Raw genomic sequence first — 20,243 nt, forward strand, 5'->3', positions numbered from 1 at the left:
TGACAACGCACAGTCTCTTTTATGAGGCTTTAGTCTCTAGATAGAGAGTTTTTGCGTTTGCGCCGTAGATCGCCATAGCGGATAGACGTCAGACAGGTAGATGGGGGTGCGGTAGTAAGTATAAAGGTGAAAAGGGTGGTCAAGCGTCAATGGCTCAGTGTGTGCCAAGCGTCGCGCCAGGGCAGCACGCAACTCTGGGCGATTGGAGTTAGAGTTCCAGAGGCCGTTCTGGTGTGCAACGCACACCATGGCGTAGGCATTTTCGGCAGCAAGGTCAGTGGCGCAGGCGATGATGCAATCGAGGAGTTCATCGACGAGTGCGTTGGTCGCGTAATGCTTGATCGGGTTGATGCCGCGAATCAGCAGAGCAGGCTCGTTGCCAATGGTCAGGGTATACAGTTGTACATTGCCCACCAGGCGCCCCCGTCGCTCGCTGAAAATATTCAGGTGAAAGTGATCGTCTCTTTCGAACAGCCCGCGGTTGATGTCGGTACAGATACCCGTCGTTGATTTGGCAAAAAAAGACGCTGCATTTTTTGAAAGATAAATTCGGAGGCGGTCATAAGGCTTGCGCTCTTGATTGATGAAATAGCGATAGCCTTGCAAATGCGGTACGAAGCCTCGGTTGAATCGTTTCAAGCCTGCACGCTCTACGTGCCCGCAATGATCCCGTAACTCGCACAGCGTTTGTTGCAGATCACTGATGCCGGCGGTAATTGGCCTGAACAGGGTATAGATCGTCTCTGCGAGCGACGGTTGGGTATCACCTTCATTCCCCGTCGACGAGGGCAATAGCGGATGGTTGCCCAATACGCGCTGGCTGGCTTTTAGATTGTTCAGGTACAGCTCATTTACGAGGGACGAAGGGTCGTCGCAGTCCAGGCATCGTGACAGCCAGTAAGGCGTAGTCAGACCATGTTTCACCGCGTTTTCGAGTTTTTTGGTCTGTGCGATGGCGGCGATTGCGTCAGCGGGGGACATCGCGCCCAGGGTCGTCAGTAAAGTGGCGAGTTCAGTCGGGGTTCTGGCAATTACACTGCGCAGAAGTGTGCGAAGGCGCCCCAGGGTATCTTTGTCGCGTATGTGTTCAAACAGGCTTCCCAGTGCGTCAATTGCGCCGGGGTGGATAAACACGAGCTGGCGAACGTCCGTCAGGATTCTTTGATCGACGAATACCGCCAGTAGACGATCACGGTGGGCGTTGCTGTCAAGCAGGCGCTTGGCTGATGGGTTGCCCAGTACGGTCCACAGCAATTGGAACAATTCCACAGGGCAAGCGGGGCCGCTGGAGTCTGGATGCAGTTGTGCCTGGAGCGAGAGAAAGCGTTGCGCCATGCCCGGGTCGATACCGTAGTGATCCAGGGCCGGTTCCATGTAGCGCAACGCTGCCTGGGCTGAGGTGCGGGCAGTTGCAATGTGCTGCGAGGGGTTGAACCCCTGCAGGGATTGCTCGACCAACAGCATCTGGTGTTCGGATTCCAGTTTTGAATATGCCTCATAGGACTCGGCGTGTTCGGGGTGGGAGCCCGGCTGAAGCTCTTGTGCGAGTACTTTGCCTCGTTTGGGCGGACAGGCCGCCTCCAGGTTCTGCCTGAGTGCGTCCAGTGACACGCTCAAGGTTGAAGCCATGTCGTCCAAGGGGGGCAGGGCACTCTTGAGGCGTCTGCGCATGGCGATCCGTTGTCCTGCAGCCCATTGCCCAGAGGGTTCGAGGGATTGCCGGTCGCCAGTGTGGCCTGTGATGTGCATCGAAGGCTGGGTCTGCAGCATCAGTGCAGGCCAGTGTGGCCGGGCCGCATCCAGTCGCCAAGGCGTGTCGGGGGCGAGCAACTCCACGACCTGCCGGGCGATGGCGCTCAATATCCCTTCATAGCCGTCAGGACCGCATTGGTGATGAGCAATCACAACGTGTAGCAGGTCAGGCAGGTTGCCGGCGCCGTCGATAAAGAAGTAGAACCGCTGGGTGCCAAACATTAATTGTTCGGTCGTATAGGCACTGAACAACGGCGAATCACATTCGCTGCTGTCGCAGAGGGCGACCAACTCGCGAACCCGTTGCTGTTCATGAAAGCCCAGTGACGCGGGCGGTGGCAGTTGCACAAAACCCTGGCGTTCCAGGTGCAGCTTGATCAGTGCAACGAGTTGACTGTTCTGGTGCCGGCGATGCCGGTGAAAGTGATGGTTTTTTGCTTTCGAGCTCGGCACGAAGTCGATTTTTTGCGCTGGCAAAAGAATCGAAAATTGCTCCAGAACCACCTCGTACTGATTCGGATGAGTTCGCGGGTCGACGCTCTCCTTGAGCACATCCGGTCTGATTCTCAAGCGGCCACTGACTGAAATGATGTCTGCCTGGCGAATCTGCGCCGTGGCATCCCGCAGCGCCGCATCCAGGACAATCACTTGTAATGAAAAATAGTGGCTGGCCACGCGCAAGAAGGTCATGCCGCCCAGCTGCCGTACCGCTTCGCAGCGCCCATTAAGGGAAATGACCCGGTCTTTATGCTCAGGCAGCTCATCCGGGTATAAAACCAGCGAAGCGTCAGGTCTGTCAGCGGTTTCAGTAAAGTGGCCCATTACAATGATCGTCCCTGTAAAAAGGTGCATCGACACGGCGACAGTGCCGGTTGCCACTAGGCGATGGTCAGCAATTGATCCAATGCTTGGTGGAAATCCGCCAACAACGCCTGGGCATTCACCTGCGAGATCCCATCGCGGTAATAGGACAGACTGCCGATCAGCCCGCTGTCGGTGCGCACCGTGTTAAGGGACACATCGGTCTTGATGCCTGTGGACGGCACGCCGATCCCCCGCAACGGCGCGTCACCCAATTGGCGCTGCCTTGACGGGTAGTTATGGTGGTTGTACCAGTAGGGAAACCGGGACCCATAGGCACTGGAGCGTGGTGAGCAGTTGGCTTCAAATAAGTGTGGAGGCAACAACGCATGGCCGTAGGCATCGAGCACGCAGTGATTGATCTGCTCAAGAAGGTGCAGGGAAGGTGACCAGTGGCTAAGCTTGGGTCTGATCACCATGGGATGAACGAAGTACCCCACCACCGATTCAAGGGCCGCATCGATCCGATTGGCGACTGGTGAGCGCACATACAGATCCTCGGTGTCGGTGTTTCGGGCCAGTGCCACCAGGAATGCGCTCAGGATGATGGTGTACAGGCTGAATCCGCTGCGATTGCACAGGCGTTCTATAGCGGCGTACTGCGCATCCAGGTTCAATGGGATGACCGCGCTGCGAAACGTAAACGCGTCCGGTCGCTGGCCCGCTCCGCGCAAGGCAAAAGGTTCGGGTAAATGTTCGAGTGCCTGTCGCCAGAAATCCAGATGCTTGTCCAGCAACTTCTCGGTAAAGCGTTGATGCTGGGCATCCGTATAGTCTGAGTAGCTGAGGCAATGCACGATCTGCTCAGGTGCGACGCTGCCCATGGGTGCCTGATAGTGTGCGCATAGCTGGTCCATCAGCACCGCGCCTGACCAGCCATCGAAGGCAATGTGGTGAGCAGTGATAATCAGCACATCATTGGCCTCAGGGCACTGAATATAAGTGGCCCGGATCAACGGGGGGCTGCTCAAGTCGAAGGCGGTCAGTGAAGCTTGCACCACTAGGTCTGTAACGGTGTCGTCGGACTGGTTTTGCGGCTCAAGGTTGATGACGTGAAACGGCAATGGGAAATCATCGATAACGTGCTGCGTGCGACGCCACTGGCCGTGTGTGTTTAGCGTGAAGCTGCAGCGCAGTGCCGGTTGCTGTGCCAGTACCGTAGCAAATGCCTCGCGCACCCTGATCGCTGAACAAGTGCCCTTAATGTAGAACGCCAGCACTACATTTTCCAAGTAGGCCGGGGTTTGCGCGGGTTTATCCAGTATCTCCAACTGAGCCAGCCCGGGCGTCTGTTCACCCACTCGTCGGCGCCAGGCATAAGCGTCGAGCAACATAGCGTTTTCAGCGCCATGGCTGGCACCTTCGCCGAGTAGCGTCACTTGTTGAGCCAGAACCGGATGATCGAAAATATCCTTGGGGCTCAGATAGACGTTGAACAGGTTCGCAATCCTGCCCAGCAGCATCATCACCGAGAGGGAGGTCGCCCCGCGTTCAAAAAAGTGGCTGTCAGAGGAAATCGTTTGCTGATTGAGTACTTCCGTCCAGATGGACTGCAATTGCACGGCCGTCGAGGTTTGCGCGTCGATTTCGGTGGGGCCGGTATCCGGTTGAAAAGCCAGTTCACGCAAAGTGTTATGGTTGATTTTGCCATTGGGCAACAGTGGCAGTTCGCTCAGTGCCTGGATTCGGCTGGGGTGCATATAGGACGGGAGCTGAAGGGAGAGGGCCTGCCTGATGCGTTGCTCAACGGCGTGTGTATCCGTATCGCCCTGTGGCACAAACGCCACGCAAATCTGTTTTTCTGCGCTGACGAGCGTATCAATGTAGGCGGCGGCGCTGTGCACGCCGGGCGTCTGCTGCACGATTTCCTCTATAGCCAGAAGCTCTACTCGGTGCCCGTTGATTTTGTACTGGCTATCGCGACGTCCCAGGTAGTGAAGATCGCCTGTGGTGGAAAAAAAGCCAATATCGCCCGTTTTGTAAGTTCGCAGAGCGTGTCCATCGAGGTTAAGCGATGTAAAGCGCAGCTCATTTTCATGAGGGCTGTTGACGTAGCCAATGGCGACACCCGGTCCCGCAATGACTATTTCGCCTTCTTGATGCGGTAGAGCAACAGGTTTCCCCTGCTCATCCAGCAGGTATACCTGCATACCGCGAATGGGCTGGCCGATGGGGGCAGGCAACGCCCTGTCGGCATCTGGGTTCACCCGCCAGAAGGTCGCGTCTATAGTGGTCTCGGTAGGCCCATACAGGTTGACCAACGGGGTGCGGGTTTTCGCCAGGAACAGGTCCGCCAACTCCCAGGTCAATGACTCACCACCACAAAATACCAGCCGGCAGGGGATGTGTTCGAATTGCCTCAGCCTCACCAGCTCGCGCAGCAGTGTAGGTACAAACTGGGCGATGGTTATATGTTCTCTCTGCAGTGTCAGCAAAATCCCCAGCGGATGCTTGGCATAAGCTGCGGGGAGCATGACGGTACATGCGCCGGCCGCCAGCCCCGTCCATAGCTCCCAGACCGACGCATCAAACGCTATCGAAGTGCGTTGCAAGATGATGTCAGCCTCGTTGACAGCGAACGCTTCTATGAACCAATGCGTATGGTTCAATAACGCGCCGTGGCTGATCAGTACGCCTTTGGGGGCGCCGGTGGAGCCAGAGGTGTAAATACAGTAGGCGCACGTACTGGGTCGTGGCCCGCTGATGTTTTTACGAGGGTAGGCTTGGCTGAAAATTGTGTGTGGGTTGACGGTCATGGCGCAAAAGCCCTGACGAGGGAATGACTCTGCATCGCTGAAAATACATTCAACCCCGGCGTTATCCAGAATGTTTTTGATTCTGTGCTCAGGGTTGTCGATGTCAATGGGTAGATAGGCACAGCCATGCTTCATTATCCCCAGGCAGACAGCCATTAGCTGGACGGTTCTTTCCATGGCGACTGCAACAATAGCATTGCGTGGAACGTCGTTATGCTCCAGGTAACCGGCAATCAGATCTGCCTGCTGGTCCAACTGTCGATAGGTCAAGTGCTGCGCACCGCATTTGACGGCGATACGATCAGGCGTGGAGTTCACGTGATATAAGATCATGTCTAATATACTGTCGTAAGTGCCATGATTCATATCAACTTTCTCCTAGGGTAGATAATAGCCGGTAGCGTGATATTTATCCTGCTGAATAGGCTCTCGCCCTGCAACTACCAAGTTTGGTAGTTGCGCTGACTTCGTTGCGAAGTATGCTTTGTCCATTAGCGTCGCAGCACGGCAGTTTAAGCTGGCGCGGCCTCACTAGAGTGATAAACCATGTTTGCAAGTTATCTGGGCGTTGCCAAAAGCATCTCTTATATGTCAGTGCCCATTGCCGTCGGCATCGTTATCCAATCGTTATATTTGCTTATCGATTTGTTCTTTGTCAGCCACTTGGGGGCAAATGCAGTCGCAGGCGTCACGTCGACTGCCACTGCCGCGCTGCTCACCGGCATGCTTGGGCAACTCTTGGGTATCGGGGCGGTCGCGTTGATTGGTCAGGCACTGGGGGCCGGCCAATTTGCACTGGCGCGACGGATCTTTGTCCATGCGGGCCTGATGGCTGTTCTTTGCAGTTGCGCTGTGGTCGCTGCCGGATACATGGGCGGGGCTCACATGCTTTCCAGGTTGGCCTCGGGCGCGGCGGCCCAAGAGCTTGGCGAGTCCTACTTGAACGGGTACATACCAGGATTGGCCCTGCAGATAGTCATGACTGTCGCGACTTTCGGGTTACGTGCCGCCGGCGAACCCTATGGGCCTTTGATCGCTCAATGTGTTTCGGTCCCCATCAATCTTGTCCTGGCGCCTTTGTTGATTTTCGGCGTGCCGGGTGTCAATGGCTTGGGCACCTTCGGCGCCGGCCTGGCTACAACGGTCGCCACCGGGGTTGCTGTGTTGATAATTCTTCGCAGAGCATTTGATCGCTACCGTCAGTTTGCCCAACCACCAATGGCGTTTCGGTGGGAATACTCGACTGCCAGAAGGATCTTTTCAGTCGGGCTGCCTGCCGGTCTGGAAACCCTCGTTATTTATATGTACACCGCGCTGATGTATTGGGCCGCTGCAAAGTTAGGTGCGCCTGTGCAAGCGGCGATCGGTATAAGCCTGATGCTCATCCAGGCACTTTTTATTCCGTCTGTTTCCGTGGCGCACGGTTGCGTGCCAGTCGCTGCGTACTATATCGGCGCGGGTAACAGGCGAAAGGTCAAAGAAATATACGTTGTCGCATTCGCGCTGGTGACCAGCGTGATGGGCTGCCTGACGTGGGTATGTAACCTATGGGGACATAGCCTGGTGTCGTTTTTTTCCAGCGACCTTCAGGTTCTCGATGACGCAACTTATGTGCTGGCGTGCCTGGCCTTGAATTTCGTCACATCGGGATTAAGCCATATCAATAGTTCCATATTGCAAGCGGCCGGGCGAACCATCTGGTCGCTGCTGGCGATTTGCACGCGTTTGGCAATATTCATCGTGCCGTTGTATCTGCTGATCGACGCTGGCCAAGTGACCTTGCAGCGTTTGTGCCTGTTATCCAATCTGGCGTTTTTGTCCCAGGCACTGGTCAGCAGTTACGCGGCCTACCTTGTTATTAAACATCCTGTTTTCACAGCATCAGTGCCTGAGGCGGCTACTTCACGAGGGTTTGATTCGTTGTTAATGAACAAGGAGCAATAGAACTCATGAGCAACTCAACAAACTTTGAAAACAGATGGCATTCAGCGTCTGAACTAAAGCAATTCGAAAATCGCTACGCGATCAGCTCAACACTCTTGAGAGAGTACAAGATTTTTTTATCGTGTGATGTCATGTTCGACTCATCTGAGTTACTCGGATCACTCATTGATACACGCTGCGCCATGGTGATTTATACGCCAACTGTAAATGCATTATATGGCGAGGCCATTCGTCGAAAGTTTTCCCAGCTCGAGTGCGGCGAGCGGGTGTGTTTTTTCGAACTTGCCGTTACCGAGGAAAATAAAGATATCACTATGTCGCTCGAGGTCTGTCGATTAGCCAAACAGATCAATTTGCCCCGCCATGGCCAGATTATCGCAATTGGCGGCGGCGTATGCCTGGATATTGTCGGCTTTGCCGCGTCCATTTACAGGCGTGGGGTCAGGTGCATAAAAATACCGACGACATTCATTGGCATGATTGACGCAGCAGTCGGCATCAAGAACGGCATTAACTATGAAGGGAAAAAAAGTGTCCTCGGTTCGTTTTATCCGGCGGAGTACACCATTGTGTGTCCCAGCTTTTTAAAAACGCTAGCGGTAGAGCATTTGAAAGCAGGGTTTGCCGAAGCGATCAAGATAGCCGTCATCAAGGATCCAGTACTGTTCCGGCAGTTGGTCAACGTCTCAACGACCCTGCATGAGGAAAAGCTTCAGGGCGGTGTGGGCTGGGACGCGATTGATCGGTCGGTAGCGGGCATGCTGACGGAGCTGTCGGAGAATCTGTATGAGCTTGACAGCTATCAGCGCTATGTCGACTTCGGCCACACATTCAGCCCTCATATCGAGGCAGCGACTGCCTATAAAATCAGCCATGGTGAAGCGGTCGCAATCGATATTGCGTTGTCGGCTGTCATCAGTGCCCAACGCTCGATACTTGCCTGGCAAACCTGCGATCTGATCGTCAATACCCTTAAGAGCGTAGGGCTGCGCGTCAGCGTCCCGGCTGAAGTGAATACCCCGGCACTTTATGATTCCCTGGCCGCGGTGGTTGCCCATCGTGCTGGTGCGCTGAATCTGGTTATTCCCGTCGCGATTGGCGCGGTCGGCTACTTGGAGCAGTGGCAAGAGCTGACGTTTGAGCAACTGCAACAGGCTGTCACTTACCTGGCTGTCAATAATGACTGATCTGGGCTGCGCAACCTGGAGTTTGCCCCAATCCTGCCAGCCTGCTGTGTTGCCCCAACAACTGGTGCTGCATGCTGGCGTTCAGACATTGGCGCAACTGCGTCTTTTGAGGGCATGTCCAGTCAATAATGAACAAGCCCTGAATGTAGGCCTGGGTGGCTACAGCGGTAGCCATAAAGTCAGTGCCATCGGCTTGAACCTGGTTGAGGCGTTCGGACTGAACGAGCAGGGCGCACGCAGGTTTCAAACCGAGTTTTTTGAAAGTGCCGTGCATATTGTCAAGCAAGCGGCGTTTCTGGAAGTGCCTGCCGTTTATATTCCCAGCTTCAACAAAAATGAAATAGTGCAGGCGAGTGACTTCGCCGCGACCGCTACGTTTTTCCGGCGACTGTGCCGCGCCGTTCGGGGACTGCCGGTGATGATCGCCAGCGAAAACAGTCTGTCCGCGGGGCATCAATCAGCACTAGTGCATCAGGTAGATGAACCAAACTTCAGAATCTTGCTGGATATCTTCAACCCGTTGCGTTGGGGACATTCGGTTGAAGAAATTCTTTGTTCAGTCCATCCCTATCTGCTTGATCAAGTGCATGTGAAGGACGGTATCTTGCCAGCGTATGACAATGTTCCCCTTGGGCGGGGTGAGGGCAATGTCGCAGGAATTATCGACACTATTGAACGTCTTGGATTTTGCAATACCTACATTCTGGAAAATAACTACTCCTTGCTGTCCATTGCTGGATTGAATGCGGACATCGCGTTTGTGCGCTCGCGTTTATCTGGTGTGCAAAGAACACCGTAACCGGGGTGAAAGACAAGAGATGTTTGAACAAAAGAAACTGCGTCAGCTGTTAGAACACTCAACGCCAATGGCCAGGGTTTCATCTTGCCTGTCTGTCGACTGGGAGGACCGCTATTGCGTGTTCGTCAATCGCTTGGCCGCTGCGCCGCAAGGCCAGACGTCCCGCCCAAATTCGTCAGCTCCCGGGAGCGGGCCACTGGCCGGCGTAGGGTTTGTTGTCAAAGATAGCATTGACGTTCTTGGGTTTGCGACAACCAACGGCACCGCGGCTCTGAACAACAATTATCCGACGTCTGATCATCAACTGGTCGCTCGTCTTAGATCCATGGGCGGCATCTGTGTCGGTAAAGCCAACCTCGATGAAATGAGCTATGGCTGGGCGTCAGACAACGCCTATTACGGGCAGGTGATCAACCCGACCTTTCCCGAGCATTCTCCCGGCGGCAGCAGCGGTGGATGTGCTGCCGCAGTGGCGGGCGGTGCTGCCTGTTTCGCGGTGGGCGAAGATACCGTGGGGTCTGTACGGATTCCCGCGGCGTTCTGTGGGCTCAGCGCATATAGAGCGCTTTGCGCGCAGCCGGCCAGCCATGAGGTTTGTCCGTTAACGTCCTCTGGCTACGATCAATTAGGCCTGATTGCCCCCTCGATCGATGATATCTCCAAGCTGGAAAGCCTTATTCATGACTATGAAGAGTTGCCCGTCTTAGCGCCTGGGGAACTTTCTATTGCTGTCGCCGCCAATTTCTCGCTGTCGGCGCTGGCGCCAGAGGTTGAAGCCAGTATGCATGACGCGATCTTCAAGCTTGCCGGCGCCGGCGCCACGTTGGTGATGCATGAGGTGCCAGACTCATTCGGCTCGGCCGCCTGCGCATTAACCACGATTGTTAACTACGAATTTTTACCCGCGTTCAATAGTTATCTGGAGAGCCGGGCAGGTGAACCTGCGACGCTGGAACGACTGCTCGACCACCGACACACCCTGGCCGCCCGCCGCATCAGATCATTGGCACTCCCAACGGGTAGACCAGTACAAGCGGTATATGAACGTGCCCGGCTCACTGCAAATCAAATAAAACAGGATGTGGTTGATTATTTCCAGCAGACCCAGTGCCAAGTGCTCATCCATCCTACAGTCGCAATCAATGTGGCCACGTCGGACATTCACAGTCACGCGTCGACAGACCCTCTTGCGCTAGCCCGGCATGTATCGGTCGCCACCTGTGCCCGGACCATTGCGATGAACTTTTCCATGACCAGTCCGAAAGGGCTGCCGGTCGGCATTGAAATGTTATGCGCGCCGACAATTGATTCAAAACAGGCACTGGCAATCTGCCGCACTATCGAAACTATCGTTAAAGACTGAACCAGCACGAGGGACAGTAGTAAGCCCTGTCATCCACGTTACGAGGCGAAGTTTTATGAGACTTTTAAATGTTGAAATTGAAATAAATTCGCGGTGTAACCGTAAATGCAGCTATTGCCCTGTATCGATTATGCCGTTTCCGCAAGTGCCGCGCTTGATTCAAGAGCACGTGCTATCTGCCTTTATCGAGCGGCTGGTTGAAATAGACTTTGATGGCCGGATCTCATTTCATTTCTACAATGAACCGTTAATCCATAAAGGACTGGAAGAGATCATCCGTCGTATTTTGGCGGCAGTGCCAAAATGCCGTCCTGTATTGTTTACCAATGGAGACCTGCTGACCCAGCACCGCTATGACTCGTTGATCGAAGCTGGCCTGCAAATGATCGTTATCACCTCCCACAGCGGTAAATCCCACCCGCCCCGGCCCAAACAGGTTGTTCAGTTTTCAGACGATCTGGTGCTGACCAATCGCGGTGGAACCATGGAAGACCTGCCCAAGGCCACCGGCGAGGACGTTTCGCAGCGCTGCTTTGCGCCGACAGAGATGCTAATCGTTACCATCACCGGCGACGTGGTCCTTTGCTATGAGGACGCTCATCGCAGCCATGTCATGGGCAATATCTGCGAGCAATCCATTACCCAGATTTGGAATAGCCACGATTACTCGCGCATCCGCGCAGCGTTGGAAGCCGGCAATCGTCAAGGCGCCTGTGAAATGTGCACGCACTGTACAAACCGCGCGCATACCACGGTGGGTATGTCAGACCGATCCGAACCTTTTTGGGACCTAATTTCCTGAGCACTTGCTCGCAACCAGGCACTTTTCAGTCAACAGGTAAAACCCATGAATATTCACATCGACGCAACGAGCCGTTCTCTCCACACTCCGGCAGGGGCGACTGTTAGCTGGCCTAAATGGCCTTCACACGACAGTGACACGCTGAAGATCGTCAGTGAGGTTCTGGAATCGACACGGTGGACAATCAGTGGCGCCTACACAGGGCAGGAGGCGTACGAACGACGCTTTGCCCGAGCGTTTGCCGACTACTGCGGCACGTTGTATTGCACACCTGTCACCAGCGGCACCTCCGCGCTCACCATTTCGCTGCTGGCGCTTGAGGTCGGGGCGGGGGATGAAGTCCTCGTGCCTGGATTGACCTGGGTCGCTTGCGCCTCCGCCACCTGCAGCGTTGGTGCGGTGCCGGTGTTGGTCGATATTGATCCGATGTCCCTGTCGATGTCGCCGCAAGCCGCCCAGGCGCGGATCAACGCCAAGACCAAGGCGATCCTGCTGGTGCATCCTTATTGCCGAACAGCGGACATCGATGCCTTCCTGGACATTTCCGAGCGCTACGCCATTCCATTGATCGAGGATTGCTCTCAAGCCCACGGTGCAATGTGGCGTGGCCGCAAGGTCGGATCGTTTGGTGCGTTGGGCTGTTTCAGTATGCAACAAGCCAAGGTGCTGACCTCGGGCGAGGGCGGTGCAGTGGTGACCTCGGACCCTGTGCTGGCAGAAAAGCTTGAGCAGTTGAGGGCCGACGGGCGGCTATTTTCCGGTACGCCTGTGGAGAGTCGCTTGGAGCTGGTCGAACGGGGTGCGGTACAAGGACAGAACTTTTGCCTGACGGAGTTTCAGTCGGCCATATTGCTGGACAGGTTGCAGCATCTGGACCAGCAGAATACGCAACGTGAAGCATGCGCAGAAACCTTGCGAGCGTTGTTCGAAGGAGAGGAGGACTTCATTACCTTCCTGCGCCGTGATCCACGCAATACGCGCTGTACCTATTACAACCTGGTGATGAAAGTTGGCCTGGAAAAATATTTCCCGGGCTGCACGATCGATGCCCTCGCCCTTGCCATGACCCAAGCGTTGAATGTTCAGGTAAGCCCGCTTTATCAACCAATGAATTCGTTCAGGCTGTACAACCCGCTATCAAGTCCGAGAATCAAAAACTTTTCCAACAGGCTTGATTTCGAGCCCGCGCGCTATCCATTGCCCCAGGCTGAGTCCGCCCGGCTGGATCACATCACCCTGCCGAACTGGGTCTTGCTTGGCGGCGCCGACTCAGCGCACCGCATCGCGATGGCTCTCAGGGACCTGGCCGCGCAGCCGCACAAGGTGCTCGCCGCTCGGCAGGCTCCGACGGCTGACGCTTTTTAAATTACACCCAAGAGGGTATAGGTCATGAAGACCGTGAGCGTCACCATTGTCGGGTTCGGACCCCGTGGGCTTTGCGTGCTGGAGCGTATCCTGTCGCTGGCGGCGCGACGCCCGCAGCAGCAGGTTCAAATTGTGATTGTGAACAAAGGGCTACCGGGCCAGGGGGTACATGGCCAGACGCTGTCCGACAGGTTCTTGCTCAATACGGTGGCGGGCTTGTTGACCCTGATCCCAGGCGACGAATTCCAACCGTCATTGGTCAAAGACATGTTCGCGGATTTTCTGCCCTGGTTGAAACAGCAGGGCGTAGCGGCGCAAAGTGGCGCCTATGTGCCACGACGCTGGTTTGGTGCCTACTGTCACGCGCTGTACCAGTTGTTGTTGGAGCATTGCCCGGGCAATTGCCAAGTCGAATATGTCGATGACGAGGCCGTCGATATACAACAGGATGGCCCGCAAGAGATCACTCGTCTGCTGAGTGATCGCAGCATTGTCAGCGACTACGTGGTCATTGCCGTCGGCCATTTGCTGCCGGTTGCCAATTGCGCCGAAACGATCACGGACATCTACCAGGCCGGGCTTGATCGCCAGGACATACCGGCCGGTAGCACCGTCGGAATCCAGGGGTTTGGCTTGACGGCCATGGATGCGATCGCTGAGTTGACCCGAGGCAGGGGCGGTGTATTTGCCGACGGTGTTTATAAGGCAGCAGGTACCGAACCTGCCATTGTCCTTTTTTCGCGCAGCGGGTTGCCGTCGCGAGCACGACCGGTCGATGACGGACTCGCTGAGTTCGAACCCCAACTGCGCTTCGATGAGCGAGCTGCGTTGGCAATGCGCGAGCAGCATGGTTGCGGAACGATTAATTTCATGACGCAAATTTATCCCTTGCTTGCTCAGGACGTCGCACGGGTCGCACTTGAACAAGATGTACCGGCCGAAACGGCAACGGCGTTGATGAGTCGCCTGCTATGGGCTGAGCTCCCTCAGGCAAGTAGCGAAGAATATGCCGCCGGTGTTGTTCAGTTCATCACCAATGATTTGCACCAAGCCCGCCTTGGCCTGGCGGGCAGCGCGCAAAAGCGCGCCCTTGAAGTCTTGATGAGCGCCCGGGAATCGATCAGGGCCATCGTTAATCATGGGGGGCTGGCGCCATCCTCCCATAATTGGTTCTACAACCACTTTGCCTCTGCAATCAATCGCAATGTGATCGGCCCGCAGTATGATCGACAGGAAGAGTTGCTGATGTTGATCGACGCGGGGGTTGTCTCAACGCCACTGGGGCCTGCACCTGAGTTGCATTGGGTATCGGAAAAACGATGCTGGAATGTGCAGTCGACGGTATTTGCCGATCCGGTAAGCATCGACCTGGATCACCTTCTGCAAGGTTACACGGCCCAACCGACATTGAAGAACACAACCAGCGTCCTGTTCGCCGGGCTGATGGAAGGCGGGCGTGTGCACTCACGCAATGGATCTTGGCTCGCCACCCCGGGGGTTGCGGTCAGTGCCGGATCACACTGCATATCGGCCCAAGGCATAGCACAAGCACGGTTGTTCGCTACCGGCGTAATGAGTGAAGGCAGCACCTATTACAACTGGTATGTGCCCACCATCGCGAGTCAATCCAGGCCGTTCGTAGAGGCGCAAAGCATCGCCTGTGCGATATTGGGAGGTGGCGGTCTATGAGTGCAACTGAGCGTAAGATCGCCTGGGTAACGGGTGCCAGCTATGGCATTGGCCTGGTGATCGCCGATGCCTTGAGACAGGCAGGCTACGCTGTCGTGACCCTGCAGCGCAGCGGTGGTGATGTTGACTGCGATTTCTATCAGGCTGGCGATATAGGTCAGGCTTGGAGTGCGGCCGAAAAACTCTCCGGCCCCCCGGACCTGATGGTATTGAACGCTGGCGCCTGTGTTGATGACGATTTCGTCAACACCCACCTATCCACACTGGAGTCGACCTTTGCATTGAACGTCTTCAGCCCCATGTTACTTGCCCGGTTGGCTATTCGCAGCTGGCAGTCGCAGAGCAAGATGGGGCATATCATTTTCATTGGTTCCCAGGCGGCCCTGCCAGGGGCCAGGCAGACGGGCAATACCCTTTACACTGCCGCCAAAGGTGCCCTGCATGCGCTGATCGGGCCGCTGGCCTGGGAGTGTGGCCCGGCCATCAGGATTAACTGCATTGCGCCGGGTGATGTGATGACTCCGGGAGAAGAAAGGAGCCTGCAGGCGAGGTCGGACAAGACTGGAACGCAAGTGGCCGCATTGGTCGATCTGATAGCGGAAAATACGGCACTCAAACGATGGGTGAGGCCTGAAGAGGTGGCCCAGGCGGTCGTGTTTCTCGAACAATGTGGCGCAATGACCGGTACGCTGTTGAACCTGAGTGCCGGCTCTTGCATCCATTGAACGTTCCGATCACAAGCGCGTTACGTGGGGCGATTGCACGGCGATTGCATAACCGCTGCAAGTGGCGTCATTGTGAAGGGTCCTGTGATATCTACCATTTTTGAAGTGCAACGCAATGCCGTCATCGACGGCGTAGGCGGGATGAATGCGTTGGTTGCAAATCAGTTCGACAATGGACGTTTCTCGCCCCTCTTCAGAATTGAAGTGCGGGCACAGCGCACCGGGCAGCAAGCCCAGTCCATCGATCAGCGCAAAAGCCCCCCCGGAATCCGAGTGGCCGAAATCGAACCAGCATATGGCACCCGCGCTGACGCCACACAGGACCTTGCCCTGGTCCCCGGCGGCTTTCAAAAGATCAATAACACCAAACTCGCGCCAGACCGCCAACATCGCACGGGTGTTACCACCGGCGACGTAAACGATGTCAGCCTTCTCGAACATCGATGAAATCTGCTGCGCATGAGGGAAGGGCGGGGTGAAGAATGCGAGCGGGATGACGGGGCAGCCGACCGCAGCATACTTGTTCGAGAAATCTGAGATTTTCTCCGGGTCATCGCCATTGGCGGTGGAGATATAAAGGACCACGGGCGCTGCTTTTCCGGTCAACGAAATAATGTATTCATCAATCGGTGTCATGCACTTCACATCGTCATCGGACTCGCCTCCAATGACAATAATATTTTTATTCGACATATATTCTGTCCCGCTGTTTTAAAGATATTGTGATTATGTTTACTTCGAATAGAGACTTGTCAAGTCAAGGCCGCGAATTGACTACAATTTACCATAAAAATATCGCATTTAACCATTTGGTTCATAGGCTATTTCTATATCAGATGAGCACCGTATATCGGATTCTCCATTTATTATTAATTTGCAATACAGTCTCTGCGCCGAGAGATAAGGGCTTTTGTAAGACTTTTCCCTATGATCTTGGGCGCTAGGTTTTGTCGAGAACAGCAAGAACCACTGGCGCTGCACAGCATCTACACTTATATTCACTTGAAATGCGTTCCACGCACGACAAAGTATATGCCATGTTGTCAATGGCGTTTCCGCTTTAAACTCTAATCTTGGTAAAGACTAGGAAACTGACCAGTGTGATCACATTTAATACAGGAGGTGGAGTGTGTATGCATGGATCAGCAGTTTGAGTCAGCGATTTAAGACATGTGCGTGTGAAGAACATGCAACTGAAACCATGCAGGACGTCATCGGTGATTTGGGATTTTACTATTTTTCCTTCGCTGTTCGGTCGGCGACGCCATTCGTAAAGCCGATGACTAAAATTTCCGGGACTTATCCCTTACATTGGGTAACGCGATACCTGGACCTTCATCATTCTAGCAAGAACGAGCTTATTGCGAAGCACTCGAAATCGTCATCGCTGGTCATCTGGGATCACCGCTTACTCGCGGGCGTCGATAGGACACTGTCCGATGAGGCTGTTCGGCACGGCTTAAAGTACGGTTGCACCCTGACCTTACGTGACTTTAATAACTCATTGTTGACCTTTTCTGTGGCTAGGCCCCTGAAAGCGATCAGCGCGAGTGAAGCGCAGGAGCTGGCTTTGAAGCTCAGGGTATTGATTGAAGTTTTCAGTGAAGGGATGGACGTGAAGGAAACCGGTGAGAATAGCGCTAGGGAACCGTTGTTGACGGAACGCGAACGTCAAATATTGCAGTGGACTGCCGAAGGCAAGAGTTCGGCAGAGGTGGCAATAATCCTGAGCATTTGCGCTGATACGGTAAATTACCATTTAAATAACGTTAAAAATAAGCTCGGCGTTCCGAACAAGACCTCAGCAGTTGCCTATGGCGTTGCGCTCGGCCTGCTTTGAGCTTGAGCAGGTATGGGCATGTACTGGATGTCGTCTACTAAGATGTCATGCCCAATGCGACAATTTTTTTGTATAGCGTAGATCGACCAATCTTCAGGCGCCTGGCCGCCTCCACCACATTCCCCGCGCACGCCTGCAACGCCGCGCCAATCACCTGCCGATCAAATCGTTCCCTTGCTGCCGTATAGGTTTCGCCCTCGACCGCCGCCACCTGCCCCCGTCGCACCGGCCTGAACGTGCCAATCGCTGCGCGAATCTCTTCGGCGTTCAACACCAGGTCATCACTCAACAACGCCGCCCGCTCGAGCACATTGCGCAACTCGCGGATATTCCCCGGCCACGCATGCTGGGCCAACAACGCCAGGGCATCGCGGTCCAGTTCGTGCTGGCTGCGCAGTTCCTCGAGGATCGCCTCGCTCAATGCCGGAATATCCTCCAGCCGCTCACGCAACGGCGGCACCTGGATCGGCAGCACATTGAGGCGGTAATACAGATCGGCACGAAACTCGCCACGCTTGATCGCCGCCTCCAGGTCCATGGACGTCGCGGCAATCACCCGCACATCGCTGTGCAGCATCTCGTTGGAGCCCACCGGTTCGAATTCCTTTTCCTGCAACACCCGCAGCAATTTGCTTTGCAGTGGCAGCGGCATGTCGCCGATTTCATCGAGAAACAACGTGCCGCCCTGGGCGATCTGGAATTTGCCGGGGCGACCCTTGCGGTCGGCACCGGTAAAGGCGCCGGGCGCAGTGCCGAAGAACTCGGCTTCAAGCAGGTCATGGGGAATCGCCGCGCTATTGATGCTCACAAAAGCTTTGTGCGCCCGGGGCGATGCGCCGTGGATGGCCTGGGCGAGCAACTCCTTGCCGGTGCCGGTTTCCCCGAGCAGCAATACCGGCGACTCGGCACTCGCACTGCGCCGCGCCCGGCGCTTGACCTCAAGGCTGGCGGCGCTGGTGCCGATAAAGTGCGCAAAGTTGTATTTGCTTTGCCGCGAACGCAGCAGCGAGCGCGTGGAGGCTAGCTCCTGCTGCATGCTCAGGTAGCGCTCGATCAGCGGCGACAGGTTGCGCAGTTCATCGAACAGCGCAAACCCAATCGCGCCGATCACCGCCCCGGCCTCGTCGTGGATCGGCAGGCGCATCACCACCAGTGGGCCTTTGGGAGTGTCCTGGATATCCAGCAGGATCGGCCGGTCGTTGCGCACCACCTGGCGTAGCAGGCTGTTGGAAATCACCTGCTCGCAAGGCTGGCCAATGGCTTGGTCGGCGCTCTTGAGGCCAAAGCGCTTGGCGTAACGCTCGTTCATCCACACGATATTTGCATCGCGGTCGACGATGACCGTGCCCTCGCTGGACTGCTCGATGATCTCGAACAGCGACTGGATGGCCAGGCCGCGAACCTGTTGGTAGTCCTTGAGGCTAGTGCTCATGGGTACAGAATCCTGTTAATGATCGTTCCCACGCTCTGCGTGGGAATGCCTACCGTGACGCTCTGCGTCACTTGGCGTAGGGCCAGGGCACGACGCGGAGCGTCTCGGGTTGTGTTCCCATGCAGAGCGTGGGAACAATCTCACCCCTACAAAGGGATGTGCGCTGCTGCCAGCAGTTCTTTGGTGTACGGGTGTTGGGGCGATTCGAACACCTCATGGCTCGCGCCACGCTCCACCACCTTGCCATCCTTGACCACGATCATGTCATGGGCCATGGCGCGCACCACCGCCAGGTCATGGCTGATAAACAGGTAGGTCAGGCCGTATTTGTCCTGCAGTTCGCGCAGCAGCGCCACCACTTGTTTCTGCACCGTACGGTCCAGGGCCGAGGTGGGTTCGTCGAGCAGCATCAGCGCTGGCTTGAGTACCAGGGCGCGGGCAATGGCGATGCGTTGGCGCTGGCCACCGGAAAACTCATGGGGGTAGCGATGTCGGCTGGCAGGGTCGAGGCCCACGTCCTTGAGCACCTGGACCACTTGCGCATCGCGGTCGGCCAGGCTGCACGGGGCATGCACTTCCAGGCCCTCGCTGATGATCTGCTGCACCGACATGCGCGGGCTGAGGCTGCCATAGGGGTCCTGGAACACCACCTGCATCTGCTTGCGCCATGGGCGCATCTGCTGATGGTTGAGCGGGTCCAGAGCTTCACCCTGAAAGCGGATGCTGCCGCTGGAGTCGAGCAAGCGCAGGATCGCCTGGCCCAAGGTGGACTTGCCGGAGCCGGACTCGCCGACAATCCCCAGGGTCTTGCCGCGCTGCACGCTGAGGCTGATGCCGTCCACTGCGCGCAGGTAGGTCTTGGCCCGGAACAGTCCGCCACCGAGAGGGAATTGCACGCTCAGGTCATCCACTTCCAGTACCGTGTCACGCGGCTCGCTGCACAGCACGTCGCCCGAGGGCTCGGCATCCAGCAGCAGGCGGCTGTAGGGATGCTGGGGGGCGGTGAACAAGGCCTGGCAGTCGGCCTGCTCGACGATTTCGCCGGCACGCATCACGCAGACCCGCTGGGCGATACTGCGTACCAGGTTGAGGTCATGGCTGATCAGCAGCAGCGACATGCCCAGGCGTTGTTGCAAGGACTTGAGCAGCAACAGGATCTTGCGCTGCACCGTCACGTCCAGCGCTGTGGTGGGCTCGTCGGCAATCAGCAGCTCGGGCTCGCAGGCCAGGGCCATGGCGATCATCACCCGCTGGCGCTGGCCGCCGGACAATTGATGGGGGTAGGCCTTGAGCCGTTCCTGGGGTTTCTGGATGCCCACCAGTTCCAGCAGTTCGAGGATGCGCGCCTGCGCCGCCTTGCCGCCCAGGCCCTTGTGCAGCAGCAGGGTTTCGCCGATCTGCTTTTCGATGCTGTGCAGGGGGTTCAGGGAGGTCATCGGCTCCTGGAAGATCATGGCAATGCGGTTGCCGCGCAATTTTTGCAAGGTACTCGGTGAGGCGCCGATCAGTTCCTGGCCGCGATACTTGATCGAACCCAGGGTTTGGGTGCCGGCTTGCGGCAGCAGTTGCAGGATAGAGTGGGTCGTCACCGACTTGCCCGAGCCCGACTCGCCCACCAGCGCCAGGCACTCGCCAGGGCGCACGTCCAGGCTCAGGTTGCGCACGACGGTCTGGCCGTTGAAGGCGACGCACAGGTCGCGGATTTCGATCAGGTTCATACGCGGTCAC

General features: G+C 56.1%; 14 protein-coding genes. 9 read left to right on the top strand and 5 right to left on the bottom strand.

The window, feature by feature from the left end; all coding sequences use genetic code 11:
• Positions 1–36: 36 nt before the first annotated feature.
• Positions 37–2,610 carry a hypothetical protein gene (locus tag GH769_RS08425; RefSeq protein WP_133244208.1) on the bottom strand — a complete coding sequence of 858 codons (2,574 nt, stop codon included), beginning with the start codon at positions 2,608–2,610 and terminating at the stop codon, positions 37–39.
• A 20-nt stretch (positions 2,611–2,630) separates the two neighbouring features.
• Entirely contained in the window at positions 2,631–5,735 is a 3,105-nt protein-coding gene (locus GH769_RS08430; RefSeq protein WP_032903865.1) for a non-ribosomal peptide synthetase, read from the bottom strand.
• A gap of 180 nt (positions 5,736–5,915) precedes the next feature.
• Here GH769_RS08430 and GH769_RS08435 point away from each other — a divergent pair, with 180 nt between their 5' ends.
• The 8 genes from GH769_RS08435 to GH769_RS08470 are packed head-to-tail and all read left to right on the top strand — an operon-like array spanning position 5,916 to position 15,243.
• Positions 5,916–7,313: an MATE family efflux transporter gene (locus tag GH769_RS08435; protein ID WP_032903864.1), complete on the top strand. Its 1,398-nt coding sequence runs from the start codon at positions 5,916–5,918 to the stop codon at positions 7,311–7,313.
• A gap of 5 nt (positions 7,314–7,318) precedes the next feature.
• Positions 7,319–8,500 (top strand): hypothetical protein, encoded by a 1,182-nt coding sequence (locus GH769_RS08440; protein WP_050587250.1) that lies wholly within the window; start codon positions 7,319–7,321, stop codon positions 8,498–8,500.
• Complete coding sequence (locus GH769_RS08445) at positions 8,493–9,299, top strand: sugar phosphate isomerase/epimerase (RefSeq protein ID WP_050587249.1); 807 nt, start codon at positions 8,493–8,495, stop codon at positions 9,297–9,299. Before GH769_RS08440 ends, GH769_RS08445 begins: the two co-directional genes overlap by 8 nt.
• Positions 9,300–9,318: 19 nt before the next feature.
• On the top strand, positions 9,319–10,662 hold the full coding sequence (locus GH769_RS08450; RefSeq protein WP_050587248.1) for an amidase family protein: 1,344 nt from the start codon (positions 9,319–9,321) through the stop codon (positions 10,660–10,662).
• A gap of 55 nt (positions 10,663–10,717) precedes the next feature.
• Positions 10,718–11,464, top strand: a complete 747-nt coding sequence (locus GH769_RS08455) for a radical SAM/SPASM domain-containing protein (protein WP_081036852.1) — start codon at positions 10,718–10,720, stop codon at positions 11,462–11,464.
• 45 nt (positions 11,465–11,509) lie between these two features.
• On the top strand, positions 11,510–12,829 hold the full coding sequence (locus GH769_RS08460) for a DegT/DnrJ/EryC1/StrS aminotransferase family protein (RefSeq protein ID WP_081036851.1): 1,320 nt from the start codon (positions 11,510–11,512) through the stop codon (positions 12,827–12,829).
• A 24-nt stretch (positions 12,830–12,853) separates the two neighbouring features.
• Positions 12,854–14,518: an FAD/NAD(P)-binding protein gene (locus tag GH769_RS08465; RefSeq protein ID WP_032903863.1), complete on the top strand. Its 1,665-nt coding sequence runs from the start codon at positions 12,854–12,856 to the stop codon at positions 14,516–14,518.
• Positions 14,515–15,243 (top strand): SDR family NAD(P)-dependent oxidoreductase, encoded by a 729-nt coding sequence (locus GH769_RS08470; RefSeq protein WP_032903862.1) that lies wholly within the window; start codon positions 14,515–14,517, stop codon positions 15,241–15,243. The genes GH769_RS08465 and GH769_RS08470 overlap by 4 nt, the downstream gene beginning before the upstream one ends.
• A gap of 9 nt (positions 15,244–15,252) precedes the next feature.
• Here GH769_RS08470 and GH769_RS08475 read toward each other — a convergent pair whose 3' ends face one another.
• Positions 15,253–15,936, bottom strand: coding sequence for a peptidase E (locus GH769_RS08475; protein WP_153649613.1), 684 nt, complete (start codon positions 15,934–15,936; stop codon positions 15,253–15,255).
• 436 nt (positions 15,937–16,372) lie between these two features.
• Between GH769_RS08475 and GH769_RS08480 the strand changes: the two genes are divergently transcribed.
• Positions 16,373–17,083, top strand: coding sequence for a LuxR C-terminal-related transcriptional regulator (locus tag GH769_RS08480; protein WP_133244101.1), 711 nt, complete (start codon positions 16,373–16,375; stop codon positions 17,081–17,083).
• A 37-nt stretch (positions 17,084–17,120) separates the two neighbouring features.
• Here GH769_RS08480 and GH769_RS08485 read toward each other — a convergent pair whose 3' ends face one another.
• Together GH769_RS08485 and GH769_RS08490 are read right to left on the bottom strand one after the other, a co-directional pair.
• Positions 17,121–18,515: a sigma-54-dependent Fis family transcriptional regulator gene (locus GH769_RS08485; RefSeq protein ID WP_032903860.1), complete on the bottom strand. Its 1,395-nt coding sequence runs from the start codon at positions 18,513–18,515 to the stop codon at positions 17,121–17,123.
• A gap of 146 nt (positions 18,516–18,661) precedes the next feature.
• On the bottom strand, positions 18,662–20,233 hold the full coding sequence (locus tag GH769_RS08490; RefSeq protein ID WP_032903859.1) for an ABC transporter ATP-binding protein: 1,572 nt from the start codon (positions 20,231–20,233) through the stop codon (positions 18,662–18,664).
• Between the last annotated feature and the right edge of the window lie 10 nt (positions 20,234–20,243).

It is taken from the genome of Pseudomonas sp. CFSAN084952, from assembly GCF_009648855.1.
GTDB lineage: Bacteria > Pseudomonadota > Gammaproteobacteria > Pseudomonadales > Pseudomonadaceae > Aquipseudomonas > Aquipseudomonas paracarnis.

Coding starts and splice junctions, on each gene's coding strand:
- GH769_RS08430 (WP_032903865.1), bottom strand. CDS start 5,735: ATGAATCATGGCACTTACGACAGTATATTAGACATGATCTTATATCAC.
- GH769_RS08435 (WP_032903864.1), top strand. CDS start 5,916: ATGTTTGCAAGTTATCTGGGCGTTGCCAAAAGCATCTCTTATATGTCA.
- GH769_RS08440 (WP_050587250.1), top strand. CDS start 7,319: ATGAGCAACTCAACAAACTTTGAAAACAGATGGCATTCAGCGTCTGAA.
- GH769_RS08445 (WP_050587249.1), top strand. CDS start 8,493: ATGACTGATCTGGGCTGCGCAACCTGGAGTTTGCCCCAATCCTGCCAG.
- GH769_RS08450 (WP_050587248.1), top strand. CDS start 9,319: ATGTTTGAACAAAAGAAACTGCGTCAGCTGTTAGAACACTCAACGCCA.
- GH769_RS08455 (WP_081036852.1), top strand. CDS start 10,718: ATGAGACTTTTAAATGTTGAAATTGAAATAAATTCGCGGTGTAACCGT.
- GH769_RS08460 (WP_081036851.1), top strand. CDS start 11,510: ATGAATATTCACATCGACGCAACGAGCCGTTCTCTCCACACTCCGGCA.
- GH769_RS08465 (WP_032903863.1), top strand. CDS start 12,854: ATGAAGACCGTGAGCGTCACCATTGTCGGGTTCGGACCCCGTGGGCTT.
- GH769_RS08470 (WP_032903862.1), top strand. CDS start 14,515: ATGAGTGCAACTGAGCGTAAGATCGCCTGGGTAACGGGTGCCAGCTAT.
- GH769_RS08475 (WP_153649613.1), bottom strand. CDS start 15,936: ATGTCGAATAAAAATATTATTGTCATTGGAGGCGAGTCCGATGACGAT.
- GH769_RS08485 (WP_032903860.1), bottom strand. CDS start 18,515: ATGAGCACTAGCCTCAAGGACTACCAACAGGTTCGCGGCCTGGCCATC.
- GH769_RS08490 (WP_032903859.1), bottom strand. CDS start 20,233: ATGAACCTGATCGAAATCCGCGACCTGTGCGTCGCCTTCAACGGCCAG.